Annotated in this window: 13 protein-coding genes; 2 read left to right on the top strand and 11 right to left on the bottom strand. The window is 46.4% G+C overall.

The genetic code is table 11. From position 1 onward, the window contains the following. Positions 1–111: 111 nt before the first annotated feature. From clpB to rluD, 3 genes are all read right to left on the bottom strand, one after another. Positions 112–2,685, bottom strand: a complete 2,574-nt coding sequence (gene clpB, locus ACK8OT_RS18410) for an ATP-dependent chaperone ClpB (protein ID WP_410197967.1) — start codon at positions 2,683–2,685, stop codon at positions 112–114. Positions 2,686–2,752: 67 nt separating this feature from the next. Continuing rightward, a complete protein-coding gene (gene pgeF, locus ACK8OT_RS18405; RefSeq protein WP_410197966.1) occupies positions 2,753–3,499 on the bottom strand; it encodes a peptidoglycan editing factor PgeF in 747 nt (248 codons plus the stop codon). 4 nt (positions 3,500–3,503) lie between these two features. Beyond that, positions 3,504–4,478 carry a 23S rRNA pseudouridine(1911/1915/1917) synthase RluD gene (gene rluD, locus ACK8OT_RS18400; protein WP_410197965.1) on the bottom strand — a complete coding sequence of 325 codons (975 nt, stop codon included), beginning with the start codon at positions 4,476–4,478 and terminating at the stop codon, positions 3,504–3,506. A 130-nt stretch (positions 4,479–4,608) separates the two neighbouring features. On the opposite strand from rluD, the gene ACK8OT_RS18395 reads away from it, so the two are divergent. After that, the gene (locus tag ACK8OT_RS18395; protein ID WP_410197964.1) at positions 4,609–5,367 is read left to right on the top strand and encodes an outer membrane protein assembly factor BamD; all 759 of its coding nucleotides are present in this window, start codon (positions 4,609–4,611) and stop codon (positions 5,365–5,367) included. Positions 5,368–5,455: 88 nt separating this feature from the next. Here the strand turns inward: ACK8OT_RS18395 and glnB are convergent, their stop codons facing one another. The 7 genes from glnB to murJ form a co-directional block, all read right to left on the bottom strand. Beyond that, complete coding sequence (glnB, locus tag ACK8OT_RS18390; protein ID WP_233073562.1) at positions 5,456–5,794, bottom strand: nitrogen regulatory protein P-II; 339 nt, start codon at positions 5,792–5,794, stop codon at positions 5,456–5,458. Between the two features lie 129 nt (positions 5,795–5,923). Next, positions 5,924–6,853: a 4-hydroxy-3-methylbut-2-enyl diphosphate reductase gene (gene ispH, locus ACK8OT_RS18385; protein ID WP_410197963.1), complete on the bottom strand. Its 930-nt coding sequence runs from the start codon at positions 6,851–6,853 to the stop codon at positions 5,924–5,926. Positions 6,854–6,862: 9 nt separating this feature from the next. After that, positions 6,863–7,297: an FKBP-type peptidyl-prolyl cis-trans isomerase gene (gene fkpB / locus ACK8OT_RS18380; protein ID WP_410197962.1), complete on the bottom strand. Its 435-nt coding sequence runs from the start codon at positions 7,295–7,297 to the stop codon at positions 6,863–6,865. Continuing rightward, on the bottom strand, positions 7,290–7,793 hold the full coding sequence (lspA, locus tag ACK8OT_RS18375) for a signal peptidase II (RefSeq protein WP_410197968.1): 504 nt from the start codon (positions 7,791–7,793) through the stop codon (positions 7,290–7,292). The genes fkpB and lspA overlap by 8 nt, the downstream gene beginning before the upstream one ends. Before the next feature lie 13 nt (positions 7,794–7,806). Next, a complete protein-coding gene (gene ileS / locus ACK8OT_RS18370) occupies positions 7,807–10,632 on the bottom strand; it encodes an isoleucine--tRNA ligase (protein WP_410197961.1) in 2,826 nt (941 codons plus the stop codon). Positions 10,633–10,666: 34 nt separating this feature from the next. Then, entirely contained in the window at positions 10,667–11,599 is a 933-nt protein-coding gene (gene ribF, locus ACK8OT_RS18365) for a bifunctional riboflavin kinase/FAD synthetase (RefSeq protein WP_410197960.1), read from the bottom strand. Between the two features lie 56 nt (positions 11,600–11,655). Continuing rightward, entirely contained in the window at positions 11,656–13,218 is a 1,563-nt protein-coding gene (gene murJ, locus ACK8OT_RS18360; protein ID WP_410197959.1) for a murein biosynthesis integral membrane protein MurJ, read from the bottom strand. Between the two features lie 191 nt (positions 13,219–13,409). On the opposite strand from murJ, the gene rpsT reads away from it, so the two are divergent. Further along, the gene (gene rpsT / locus ACK8OT_RS18355; protein ID WP_410197958.1) at positions 13,410–13,670 is read left to right on the top strand and encodes a 30S ribosomal protein S20; all 261 of its coding nucleotides are present in this window, start codon (positions 13,410–13,412) and stop codon (positions 13,668–13,670) included. 75 nt (positions 13,671–13,745) lie between these two features. On the opposite strand, the gene nhaR is transcribed toward rpsT, so the two are convergent. Further along, positions 13,746–14,660, bottom strand: coding sequence for a transcriptional activator NhaR (gene nhaR / locus ACK8OT_RS18350; RefSeq protein WP_410197957.1), 915 nt, complete (start codon positions 14,658–14,660; stop codon positions 13,746–13,748). Between the last annotated feature and the right edge of the window lie 49 nt (positions 14,661–14,709).

Raw genomic sequence — 14,709 nt, 5'->3', positions numbered from 1 at the left:
GGTCACATTTGATAAAACTTAAACATTAACGAACAAAAACCAACCAAACCGAGCAAAAACCGTCCATTCCCTCTTCGATTTTTTGTCTTAGAGGGAATGAAAACGACCTATTTATTGAGAAAAGCTAAAGTGATCGCCATCCAAATCAACCTTAATTGGCGAACCGGGTAATAATTTACCCGACAAAATCGCCTGTGCTAGCGGATTTTCTAGCTCTTGCTGTATTGCTCTTTTTAGTGGTCTTGCACCGTATACCGAATCAAACCCAGCTTCTGCGATATGCGATAATGCAGCATCACTTACATCAAGCAGATAATTCTTATCATGTAATCGAGCCTGCAGTCTTTGCAGTTGGATTTTCGCGATATCTTTAATATGTTCACCAAACAATGGATGGAACACCACGGTTTCATCAACACGGTTAAGGAATTCCGGTCTAAAGCTTTGCGTCAACACACCCAATACTCGCTCTTTCATTTCGGCATAGGTTGCATGTTGGAAATGCTCTTGGATCACATCCGAGCCTAAATTAGAGGTCATAATGATGACTGTATTTCTAAAATCAACCGTGCGACCTTGACCATCGGTTAAGCGGCCATCATCTAATACCTGTAGCAATATATTAAATACATCAGGATGCGCTTTTTCGACCTCGTCTAACAGAATGACCGAATATGGCTTACGTCGAACGGCTTCCGTCAAATAGCCACCTTCTTCATAACCAACATACCCCGGAGGGGCGCCCACTAGACGTGCAACCGAGTGCTTCTCCATAAACTCCGACATGTCGATACGCACCATGTTGTCTTCACTGTCGAACATAAAGTTCGCTAGCGCTTTACAGAGTTCGGTTTTACCTACCCCTGTTGGCCCTAAGAATAAGAAAGAGCCAATTGGCTTGTTAGGATCCGCTAAGCCTGCTCGACTGCGGCGAATAGCATTCGAGACAGCTTCGACTGCTTCATTTTGACCTATGACTCTGGTGTGCAGCTGTTGCTCCATCTTGAGCAGTTTTTCTCTTTCTCCTTCCAGCATTTTGCTTACAGGAATACCTGTCCAGCGCGATAACACGTCAGCAATTTCATTTTCACTGACACGATGACGCAACAAGGTCATGTCTTGCATTTCCGCTTGTGAAGCAAGATCCAACTGCTTTTCTAGTTCCGGAATTCGGCCATATTGCAACTCTGACATGCGGCTCAAATCACTGGCACGACGTGCAAACTCAAGATCAAGACGCGCTTGCTCAAGTTCAGACTTAATATGCTGGGTGCCTGATAGCGCCGCTTTTTCTGCCTTCCACACCTCATCAAGCTCTTTGAACTCTTGCTCTTTTTGCTTTAACTCATCAGTTAATAACTCTAAGCGCTTTTTACTAGCGTCATCATCTTCCTTCGCTAGAGCTTGTTGCTCCAGTTTAAGTTGAATGATCTTACGCTCCAATTTTTCTAATGGCTCGGGTTTAGAATCAATTTGTAAACGGATGCTAGATGCGGCCTCATCTATTAAATCGATCGCTTTATCCGGAAGCTGGCGATCTGAAATATATCGATGTGATAACTGTGCCGCCGCAACAATGGCCGGATCAGTTATCTCAACCTTATGATGTAATTCATAGCGCTCTTTTAAACCACGCAAGATAGCAACCGTGTCTTCAACACTGGGCTCTTCAACAAGCACCTTTTGGAAGCGACGCTCTAATGCGGCATCTTTTTCAATATATTTACGGTATTCATCTAACGTCGTCGCCCCAACACAATGTAGCTCTCCGCGAGCAAGCGCAGGCTTAAGCATGTTACCCGCATCCATCGCGCCATCAGTTTTGCCTGCGCCGACCATGGTATGCAACTCGTCGATAAAGAGGATCACTTGGCCTTCTTCTTTCGCCAATTCATTCAAAACCGCTTTTAAACGTTCCTCAAATTCACCGCGATATTTTGCTCCTGCCACCAACGCGCCCATATCAAGCGAAAGCACACGTTTATGTTTTAAGCCTTCTGGCACTTCACCATCGATAATACGCTGAGCGAGACCTTCGGCAATCGCGGTTTTACCCACACCGGGAGCACCAATCAGCACTGGGTTATTCTTAGTGCGACGTTGCAGCACTTGAATGGTTCGACGGATCTCGTCATCACGGCCAATAACTGGGTCTAATTTGCCCTGTTCGGCACGCTCAGTGAGATCTATGGTGAATTTCTCAAGGGCTTGGCGCTGATCTTCAGCATTTTGGTCATCTACTTTTTGACCGCCACGTACCTTCTCGATAGCGGCTTCGATATTTTTCTGGTTCGCCCCTGCTTTACGTAAGATTTCGCCTAAGGCGCTTTTATCTTCACACGCCGCCAAGATGAATAGCTCAGATGAGATATATTTATCTTTGCGTTTCTGCGCCAACTTGTCACAGTAGTTAAGCAGTACGCCTAGGTTGTTGGCTAATTGAACATCACCGCCTATGCCTTCTACTTTGGGCAACTTATCTAGCGCTTGTGACAACTGGGAGCGCAACGCACTAACATCGATTCCGGCTTCGGTTAATAGTGGGCGTATCGAACCTGCATCCTGATTCAGCAGTGCCGTCATTAAATGCACAGGTTCAATAAATTGGTGGTCACGGCCCAAAGCAAGGGATTGGGCATCGGAAATGGCAAGCTGGAACTTGCTGGTTAATCTGTCTAATCGCATACGTCAATCCTAAATTTCATCATTATCTGATTATATAGATAGGTGCAGTGGCGACAGTTTCAAGTTTTTATTTTGCTAAATATATCAAACTGGCCATACGCCCTGTTACGCCATCACGGCGATAAGAATAGAAGCTCTCTGATTCATGGTATGTACAATGCTCACCGCCAAAGACTTGTTCAACACCTTGTTTAGCGAGGGTCAATCGCGCGAGAAGGTAAAGATCAGCCAACCACTTGCCTGCTTTATCAGCCACAAACGCTTGTTCGAATCTTGGGTCTTGCTTGATAAATTGCTCACGCACTTCAGCGCCGACTTGAAACGCCTGTGGCCCGATAGCAGGACCAAGCCATACCAAAATTTGTTCCGGCTCCGCAGGCGCTGCTTGCACCGCTTGCTGCAAGATACCATCACAAAGGCCGCGCCATCCTGCATGCACCGCCGCAACAAAGGTGCCTTGCTGATCGGTAAGTAGCACGGGTAAACAATCTGCTGTCATGACCACACAAGGATAGTGTGGCAGATCGGTCCAACAGCCATCAGCAACGCTTGGTTTAGCTGCATCTAGTCGATGACTCGAATCATATTTTATAACATCAACGCCATGCACCTGCTCTAGCCAAAGTGGCTGGCGAATTAAACCTAACCCATCGGATAGCAAGGCTCGGTTAGCCATCACATGCTCTGGCCGATCCGAGACATGCAGTCCAAAGTTCAAACTGCTAAATGGACCAACACTCACGCCACCTTTTCTGGTGGTGCTAAATGCAACCACATGGGCAGGTGCCGGCCAGTTAGGTTTAATTAGATGCATAAGATTAATAGTCTTCTATTGGGTTATCTTTAGTGTCTTGTCGAAGAATTTCGGTCAATTCCACCATATCTTGTGGAATAGGGGCATGCCATTGCATCCGCTCACCCGTAATTGGATGCTCTAATTCAAGCATCGCAGCATGTAAGGCTTGGCGCTTAAAGCCACGTAATATAGCAACTAGCTCAGGTCCTGCATTTTTCGGCAAGCGAGCACGGCCACCATAAAGCTGGTCACCTATCAGTGGATGACCCAAATGCGACATATGGACGCGGATCTGGTGAGTACGACCCGATTCAAGTCGCAACCTTAAGCGTGTATGAGCACGGAATTTCTCGGCTACACGATAATGTGTCACCGCTGGCTTACCTGTTTCGCGAACCGCCATTTGGGTGCGATGCGTACCATGGCGACCAATTGGCGCATCAACCATGCCACCAGCAGTCAAACGACCAATCGCAATAGCTTCATATTCTCGCGTTATTTCACGCGCTTGCAGGGCCGTGACTAAATGGGTTTGTGCTGGCACTGTCTTAGCCACGACCATCAATCCGGTGGTATCTTTATCTAGTCGGTGTACTATGCCAGCTCTTGGCACCTCAACGATCGCTGGGTAGTGATGCAATAGCGCATTGAGTACGGTGCCGTTTGGATTACCTGCACCAGGATGAACAACGAGATCCGCGGGTTTATTAATAACCAGAATATCGTCATCTTCGTACACTATATTCAACTCAATCGGTTGGGCCTCAAAGCGCACCTCATCTTCTAATAATGCGTTTAGCTTTATCTGTTGGCCCGGTAGCACCTTCTCTCTTGGCTTATTGATCATAGCGCCATCAATCTGCACGCGATCGGCTAAAATCCACTCTTTTATTCTCGAACGGGAATAATCTGGGAATAGTTCAGCCAGTGCTTGATCTAAGCGTTGACCAATTTGGTGAGGTGCGACCTCTGCCTGTAACTCTAATTCTTGACTCATATACTTCTTATCATTAATGGGGCTTAAAAGCCGAATAGCATCACTATATCATTTATTTTAACTTTTCTTTTGTCTCAGCATAACGGATACTTTGAGCTTTTACGAAAACACAAAAAAATAAACTGGAATTATGAAGAAAAGTGTTCGGTTCATTTCGGCGGTCGCATTCACCGCATTATTTACCTTAGGCTGCTCATCCAAGGATGAACAGGAAACGGTGGCAGATAAATCGCCTGTCATCTTATATGAAGATGCCCAACGAGCGCTGCAAGCGGGTAACTATGGCCAAGCCGCAGATGTACTAGAAGCGCTGGATGCGCGCTATCCTTTTGGTCCTCACTCAGAACAAGTCCAACTTGACCTGATTTATGCTTATTACAAAAGTGAAGAAACGGCTCAAGCCATGGCCAATATCGATCGCTTCTTGCGCTTAAGCCCAACTCATAAAGATATTGACTACGTCTATTATATGCGTGGTTTGACCCATATGGCGATGAGTACCACCTTCTTCCACGGTTTATTAAACATCGACCGCTTTGACCGCAATATTAGCCATTACCAAAATGCCTTTATGGACTTTAAGCGCTTGTTGCAGCGCTACCCAGATAGTATTTACGCGGCCGATGCACAAGCTCGTATGATTGGCATTAAAGATAGCTTGGCGCGATACGAAATCGAGGTAGCTAAATGGTACCTGAAACGCGATGCTTATGTCGCGGCTATCAATCGCGGCAAATACGTTTTAACTAATTTCCCTGACACTAAGGCCACCGAAGCTGCCCTTGATGTCATGTTGCAAGGCTACACGGCACTCAATGTCGATGCGCCTAAGGCTCGTACTTTACAAGTGATGAAAGCCAACTTCCCAAATAATAAATGGGTTCGTTAAGTCTCATCGCAACAACCTACTAGCAGCAATTAACTTGCAATAAAAAAAGGCCCCTCAGGGCCTTTTTTATTGGTAAACAAGACGAAATTTAAATCGCTTCTTCGTTTTCTTCACCGGTGCGGATGCGGATAACTCGCACTACGTCAGTCACAAAAATCTTACCATCGCCAATTTTGCCGGTTTGTGCGGTTTGGATAATCGCTTCAATACAGCGGTCAACATCTTCGGTTTGCACCACGATTTCAATTTTCACCTTAGGTAAAAAGTCCACCATGTATTCTGCACCGCGGTAAAGCTCGGTATGGCCTTTTTGACGACCAAAGCCTTTTACCTCAGATACTGTCATCCCTGTAATGCCGATATCGGCTAGTGCTTCACGCACGTCATCCATTTTAAATGGCTTAATAATCGCTTCGATTTTTTTCATGACTCAACCTTTAATTATGTATTGCGCCAAATGGTCAATGTGACCAACGACCTATGGCCAACGACCAAACTGTTATCTCATTGTGATTAAAAATCACTGAATATTCAAGGTACTACTAATGGTAGTTAGCTACCTCAACTCAGGCGGCACCTCAAAAATCACATTTTCTTCAACGCCAGGGTTTTCGATGACGGTCTTGCCACCAAGTTGTTCAACTCGTTCAACCACAGCACGCACTAACACTTCCGGAGCTGATGCACCTGCGGTTACGCCCACTTTCGCCACACCTTCAATCCATTCGGGACGAATATCCGCAGCGCTATCAATCAGGTAAGCTGTAGTACCCGCCTTTTCCGACTTCTCACGTAATCGGTTAGAGTTAGATGAGTTTTTCGAGCCGACGACTAACACTACGTTAGTTTTGTCAGACAAGTCTTTAACCGCATCTTGTCGATTTTGCGTGGCGTAGCAAATGTCTTTCTTACGAGGCCCTTCGATGTTCGGGAAGCGCTCGCGCAGCGCATCAATAACCTCAGAGGTATCATCCACCGATAACGTCGTTTGCGTACAGAACAATAAGTTGTCCGGATCTTTCACCGTTAGCTTTGCCACATCCGCTACCGACTCGACCAAATAAATGCCACCTTCGGCATTGTTATATTGGCCCATGGTGCCTTCAACCTCAGGGTGCCCTTGGTGACCAATCAAAATACATTCATGACCACGGCGGCTTGCGCGTGTCACTTCCATATGTACTTTAGTCACCAATGGACATGTAGCATCAAATACCTTTAACGCGCGACGCTGCGCCTCTTTGCGAACGGCTTGAGATACACCATGAGCACTAAAGATAACAATTGAGTTATCAGGCACTTCATCTAGCTCTTCAACAAATACCGCGCCACGTGCTTTTAGGCCATCAACGACATATTTGTTGTGCACCACTTCGTGACGAACATAGATAGGCGGCTCGAATAACTCTAAAGCGCGCTCTACTATGCTAATTGCGCGATGCACACCCGCACAAAAGCCGCGCGGATTGGCTAATAAAATTTCCACCGTTCGCTCCTAGTCTATGCTGATCACTTCAACGTCAAAGGTAAGGGCTTGGCCTGCCAGCGGATGATTAAAGTCTACCGTCACCGACTCACCGGTTACCTCGCGAATAATGCCAGGCAACTCGGTGCCATCAGGCTGAGTAAAGGCGATTATCGCGCCTACTTCAGCCGGCGCATCACTACTGAATTTACTGCGCTCTACATGATAAATATTATCTGGGTTCGGCATACCAAAGGCATCTTGTGGCTGCAATTCAAAAGATTTATTTTCACCTTCGGTCAAGCCCAATAAACACTTCTCAAAGTTTACCGTTAAGCTGCCATCACCCATACGAAACTTAGCTGGTTTATTGTTCACCTTAGTGCTATCCGCTGCCGAGCCATCGGCCAGTTTGATAGTAAAGTGCATCACCACTTCGCTGTTTGCCGTTATCGCCTTAGACATTGCTCTCTTCCTTTGGATCTGGGCGTTTCACTAATAATGCATCGAGAATAATGATCACCGCACCGATACATATCGCACTATCGGCGATATTGAACGCAGGCCAGCGATAGAAACCCAAATCAAAATCGAGAAAATCAACCACAAAGCCGTGATACAGGCGATCAACTAGGTTGCCAATCGCACCACCTAAAATCAGGGTGTAAGCTGCATTCAACCACTTTTCTTGATACGGCGACTTTTTCAGCCAATATAACAACACACAGCTTACAAATACCGCAATGCTGGTAAAGAACCAACGCTGCCAACCACCAGCGTCATGCAAGAAGCTAAAAGCGGCACCATAATTACGGGCATAGGTAAAATTAAAGAAAGGCAGAACCTGAATGGATTCATACAAATCAAAAGTCAGGTGTACATAAGCCTTAGTGATCATATCAATCGCAAAAACCAGTACCGCCAGCCAAAGCCAGCGGAGTCCTGTTTTTTGCTCAGTCATTGCCGGCGTTGAATTAGGCATATTGACGTTCTTCTCCTTCGCCCGCTACGTTAGTAACACAGCGACCACATAGCTCAGGGTGCTCGGCAACCGCACCCACATCTTCACGGTGGTGCCAACAGCGAGTACATTTAGCGGCTTGCGATGCTTCCACCAATACAGCTAAACCTTCCACGTCCGTTGCCGTTGCTGATTCAGGAGCGGCCTCTACACTGACTCGTGCTTTTGACGTTAGCATCACAAAGCGCAGCTCATCACCGATGAGCGCTAACTTGTCAGCTTGTGTTTGATTTACAAACAAGGTGATATTGGCTTCAAGGCCACCACCAATTTTGCCATCACGACGAGCTTGCTCTAGGGCCTTATTCACTTCACCGCGAATTCGGATCACATCATCCCAATACGCATTATTAAGTGCTTCATCTTGCTCTAAACCAAACAGACCATCAAACCATACGCCGGTGAATACAAACTCACCACGCTCACCCGGCATGCACTTCCAAATCTCATCGGCAGTGAAGCTCATGATTGGCGCCATCAAACGTACCAAAGATTCACAAATCAGGTACATGGCCGTTTGACAACTGCGACGCGCAACACCATCAGATTTCGCCGTGTATTGGCGATCTTTGATGATATCTAGGTAGAAACTACCTAAGTCAATCGAACAGAAATGCATTAATTTTTGCGTGACGGTTAGTAGCTGATAATTATCATATGCATCCACTACCGCATCTTGTAACTCTTTTGCTTTCGCCACAGCCCAGCGATCGAGCGCCACCATTTGCTCAGGGGCAACCATATCCGTTTTAGGATCAAAGCCGTTTAAGTTAGCCAATAAGAAACGGGCGGTATTACGAATACGACGATAGCTGTCGGCACTGCGTTTTAAGATTTCATCAGAAACCGTCATCTCGCCGGTGTAATCCGTCGAAGCAACCCATAAGCGCAAAATATCCGCGCCTAATACGTTCATGACTTCTTGTGGCGATACCACGTTACCGATGGATTTTGACATCTTGCGACCATTAGCATCGACGGTAAAACCATGGGTTAACACTTCTTTATATGGCGCTTCACCGTTCATCGCGGTGCCTGTCATTAGCGATGATTGGAACCAACCACGGTGTTGATCTGAACCTTCTAAATACATATCCGCTTTGTGGCCATTGTATTCAGGACGAGCAGCCACCACAGCGGCATGAGTTGCACCTGAGTCAAACCAGACATCTAAGGTGTCCGGCACCTTACGGTATTGCTCGGCTTCTTCACCTAATAGCTCGGCTGGATCCAGATCCCACCATGCTTGAATACCGGCTTGCTCCACTTTTTGCGCGACTTTCTCGATTAAAGCCGAGGTGTCAGGGTGTAGCTCTTGAGTCTCTTTATGGACGAATAAGGCAATTGGCACACCCCAAGTACGTTGACGAGAGATACACCAGTCCGGGCGACCTTCAACCATTTTTTCAATACGATTTTGACCCCATTCAGGGATCCAACGTACCGACTTAATTTCACCCATCGCCGTGTCACGCAGACCATTTTGATCCATAGAGACAAACCATTGCGGAGTAGCACGGAAGATGATCGGCGTTTTATGACGCCAGCAGTGTGGGTAGCTATGACGGTAAGCGACATAGTGCATTAACGCGCCGGTTTCTTTTAATTTTTCAACAACGCTGTCGTTGGCTTTAAATACATGTTGGCCTGCGAAAAACTCGGTATCAGGCAGATAAACACCGTTATCGCCGACCGGGTTAGCCACTTCTAGGCCGTATTTATTACCCACTACAAAGTCGTCCTGACCATGGCCAGGAGCGGTGTGCACGACACCCGTACCTGAATCAGTTGTAACGTGATCGCCCAAAATAGCCGGTACGCTAAAATCGTAGAATGGGTGATTAAACTGTGCTAACTCAAGGGCTTCCCCCTTAGCAAAACCAAGTTTACGAAACTCAGTGATTTCGTAGCGCGCCAAACAATCCGCCATCAACTCTTCGGCTAAAATTAAGCGCTCTTTACCGGCTGCAGATGTCACTTCAACCAACACGTAGTCTAGGTTGGCAGACAGTGCGACCGCACGGTTAGCAGGTAAGGTCCAAGGAGTTGTAGTCCAGATTAGCACCGACACGCGTCCTTCACCGGCGTCCGCTTCTAAGCTAAAGCGAGATACCACATCCGCTTCATCTTTAGCCGAGAAACGCACATCAATCGCTGGCGAAGTTTTATCTTCGTATTCAACTTCCGCTTCTGCTAGTGCAGAGCCACAATCGGTACACCAATGCACCGGCTTAGAGCCTTTATGCAGATGGCCATTGTCGATGATCTTACCAAGCGCGCGGATGATGTTGGCTTCGGTATCAAAATTCATCGTCAGGTATGGATTATCCCAATCCCCTAATACACCGAGGCGTTTAAAGTCTTTACGTTGACCGTCCACTTGGCGCGCCGCATATTCGCGACACTTCTGGCGAAACTCAGCAGCACTGATTTTTTGACCTGGCTTACCCACTTTTTGTTCAACTTTTAACTCGATCGGTAAACCATGACAGTCCCAACCCGGAATATAAGGCGAATCAAAGTCAGAAAGGGTTTTCGCCTTAATAATAATGTCTTTTAGGATCTTGTTAACTGAGTGACCAATGTGAATATCGCCGTTCGCATACGGAGGGCCATCATGCAGAATAAAGGATTTTTTACCCTTTTTTGCCTCACGGATCTTGCCGTAAAGATCCTTTGCATACCATTCTTTCAACATATTAGGCTCACGATTAGCAAGGTTTGCTTTCATCGGGAACCCTGTTTTAGGAAGATTCAGGGTGTCTTTATAATCGCTCATTTAATCCAAGTTCCATTATCGGGAAGGTCAATTTTTATATCGCCAGCTGGTGAAAATCACGCGCTTGGCCAATATCTAATTCAATTTGTTGTTGCAATGCGGCAAAGTTTTCAAATCTGCGTTCATCGCGTATTTTTTGTTTTAACACGACTTCTAACTGACGACCATAAAGATCGCCGTTAAAGTCGAAAATATGTACTTCAAGCTGCTGTCGCTCGCCATTTAGGGTTGGCCTTGTGCCTATATTAGCAATGCCGTGATAAGTAGCAGAGCCAGCGCCTTTAATGTCGACGGCGTAAACGCCTTTAACCGGCGTAACCAAACGCTTGAGCCAAATGTTCGCGGTTGGCACGCCTATGGTGCGCCCTAGTTTTTGCCCATGAGCCACTCGCCCACTGATACTATAAGGACGCCCTAGCAACTGCTGTGCTTGATGCAATTGCCCCGCCGCCAGTGCATCACGAATTTGCGTGCTGCTGACACGGGTTTCACCGTGTAATAAGCTTTGCGTGGCTATCACATCGAAACCGAAACGCTGGCCAGCCTGGCGCAGCAGTTCAAAGTTACCTTGGCGACGATAGCCAAAATGAAAATCATCGCCCACCACGAGAAATTTAACGCCCAATTTATTAACCAAAATCTGCTCAATAAATTGGTTGGCATCCATCGCCGCAAATTGACGGCTAAATCGTACGCACAAGAGCCTAGCTAACCCCACTTGCTGTAAGCAGCGAAATTTGTCGCGTAGCCTGCTTAAGCGAGCCGGAGAATTCTCACCAAGAAATAACTCCAGCGGTTGTGGCTCAAAGGTCATCACGGTAGCAGGCACAGCAAATTGCTCAGCCTTAACTAAAAGCTGCTGCAATACGGCACGATGGCCAAGATGGACACCATCAAAGTTGCCTATACTCAAAACACAGCCCTGATGCTCAGGTCGGATATTTTGAATACCTCGGATTAACTCCATTACGCTCTACCTGTTACCACAAAACTGACGGATTATATAACAGCCAGTTTGAGTAATCAGCCCCCTCGGGTACGAAGATCGCCAAGACGTAAGCCGAAAACAAAATTAATCGCTAAGTAAATCGACGCGCCGCCCACGATCAAAGCCGTTAAATGAATAATTTGACTCAACTTATCAGCCTGCACCCAAGTCGCTAAATCTGGCGTAAAGTACCAAAGCCCCGTCGCCATCACGGCCGCAGCAATCAATAAGCGGGTTAAAAACCAAAGGCTACCGGGTTGAAAAATAAAGACCCCTTGCAACTTTAAGCCACGCCATAATAAAAACGCATTCAAAGACGCTGATAACGAGGTAGCGATAGCCAAGCCGACATAACCATACGGGATCGCAAAAATAATATTGAACGCCATGTTACTCACCATGGCAATAATCCCGTACTTAACCGGTGTCTTAGTGTCTTGGCGTGCGTAATAACCGGGAGCGAGTACTTTCACTAGCATAAAGCTAAGCAAACCAAAGCCATAAGCCATCAAACTCATTGATGCCATGTCCACATCGCTTTGGCCAAACTTACCACTCATAAACAGTACCGCTAGCATAGGCTTAGCCAATAGAATCAAACCGCACATGGCCGGCACGCCAAGTAAACACACCAAACGAAATCCCCAATCTAAAGTATGGGCAAAATCTTGCTTGGAATCGGTGGCATGTAAGCGCGATAAGCTGGGTAAAATCACCGTTGCGATGGCAATGCCAAACAGCCCTAAAGGAAACTCCAACAAGCGGTCGGAAAAATACAGCCAACTTAATGCACCATTTTGCAGAAAACTGGCAATCACGGTATCCAGTAGCAAATTAATCTGGCTCACGGAAACACCAAACATGGCGGGGATCATTAAGGTGCGAATTTTTACCACCCCGGGATGATGCCAGTGCCATTTGGGTTTCACTAACACCCCGGCTTTTTTTAGAAACGGGATTTGGAATAAAAACTGTACCAAGCCACCGACAAACACACCTAAAGCCATAATGTACTCAGGCTGTTCAACATAAGGAGCAAACACTAAGGCACAACTAATAATGGCGATGTTTAAAAACACGGGGGTAAATGCCGCCACCGCAAATTTTCCCAACGAATTGAGGATCGCACCACTCATGGCAACAAAGGTGATAAACCATAAATAAGGAAAAGTAATTTTGAGCAAGCTTGAAGCCAGCTCGTACTTTTCACCATCGGGTCCGCCCTGCCACCAATCAACAAACCAGCCAAAACCAAACAGCGCAATAATCACAGGTGAAGCGACAACCCCGATCAAGGTGATCACTGTGACTATGGTGCCTAAGGTGCCCGATACCGCAGCAATTAACTTTTGCAACTCGGAAGCGGAATGCTTTTCTTGGTATTCTGAAAAAACCGGCACAAAGGCTTGTGCAAATGCGCCCTCGGCGAATAAGCGACGTAAAAAGTTAGGGATCTTGTTAGCCATCAAAAACACATCGGCCGCCGCGCCTGCCCCTAGAATATTAGCGACCACCATGTCCCTGATTAATCCCAAAATCCGGGAAATCAGCGTCATGGCACTCACAATCGCGCCCGATTTAAGTAGTTTTTTACTCAAGTATTGCCTCTTTTAAACTGTTAGTGCAGCGCGATTGCTGCTAGAATCCGCCGACTAGTTTAACCGTGCTGCGGGTGAGATACCATGCAGTGGTGTTTAAATACACAAAAAGGTTTGACAAAAGACGTAAAAAAGGGCATATTCCACGGCCTTTAAATACACCCGTTTTGACCGATTTTAGGAGTTAGAACTTGGCTAATATCAAGTCTGCTAAGAAACGCGCAATCCAAGCTGAGAAGAACCGCCAGCATAACGCTAGCCGTCGCTCCATGATGCGCACATACATGAAACGCGTTGTTGCTGCTATCGCAGAAGGCAACAAAGAAGCTGCAACAGAAGCATTCAAGAAGGTTCAACCTATCCTTGACCGTTACGCTTCTAAAGGCTTAATCAGCAAAAACAAAGCTGCTCGTCATAAGAGCAAGTACAACGCTCAAATCAAAGCGCTGTAATTTTTTGCTAAACGCTAATAGTTAAAAAACCGACCTAGGTCGGTTTTTTTTTGCCTTTAATTTAAGCAATTAAACTTAATTGTTACGAGCTGGACTTTCTAACCCAGAGAACAGCGCAGAAAAGTCGCTTTCGCATAAACGCTTCACCGCGGGATGCTGGATCATACGCTCAGCAAAAATAACGTAATACTCTTCCGTCACATCGTGGGTTTCCCCTATCAGCTCCACATTGCCGGTCGCCGTGATTTCATCGCTGTAAATACTAGGTGCAACAAAGATCCCCTTGTTGTATTCACCAAATGCCTTCATCAAAGCCGCATCGTCAAACTCACCCAAGATCTGCGGTGAAACCCCCAATTCATCAAAATACGTGATCAACTTACGCCCTAATGACGTTTTTCGTCCAGGCATCAGCAGCTTACGCTCTTCTAAACAAGCTGGAAATGGCGCTGTCGGGATCGGCTTATGACAGAAAAAGCTCACCCCACAATAACCAATTTGCTTACTAAATAGCCCCGGGTTTTGGCTCGAATCAACGGGACAATCCGATAGGATCATATCCAGCTTATGTTGACCCAGTTTCTCAAGCAGCATTTCATGGGTCGATTCATAACAGCATAAATGGATTGAGCCATCATCGGGCACCACCGTCATCAACACTCGGCTCGCTAACCGCTTATACAAGGCATCAGCAATTCCCACCTCAAACAAAATGTTCTTGTCTTTGGTGTAGTTAACGATATCAATCATTTCATAGCTAAGCGTAAACATACGATCAGCATATTTGAAAATTAACTGACCGAGATCCGTCGCTTCCAAATTGCGTCCCTTGCGTACAAATAATCGCCCGCCAAGGCGTTGTTCGAGCTGGCGAATTTGCCCTGTCACGGTTTGTGGCGTGAGAAATAAAGCTTCCGCAGCTTTAGTCACAGAGCCTTTTTTCTGCGTCATCCAAAAATAATAAAGATGGTTGTAATTCAGGTGGGACATGTCGCGCTCTCAATAAAGGAACATTATGGTTTGAGATTAATATAACTGG

Source organism: Motilimonas thetidivivens, assembly GCF_046452435.1.
Lineage (GTDB): Bacteria > Pseudomonadota > Gammaproteobacteria > Enterobacterales > CBDFNC01 > Motilimonas.
Note: the sequence above shows the minus strand (reverse complement) of the source record. Positions and strands in the feature narration are given on the sequence as shown.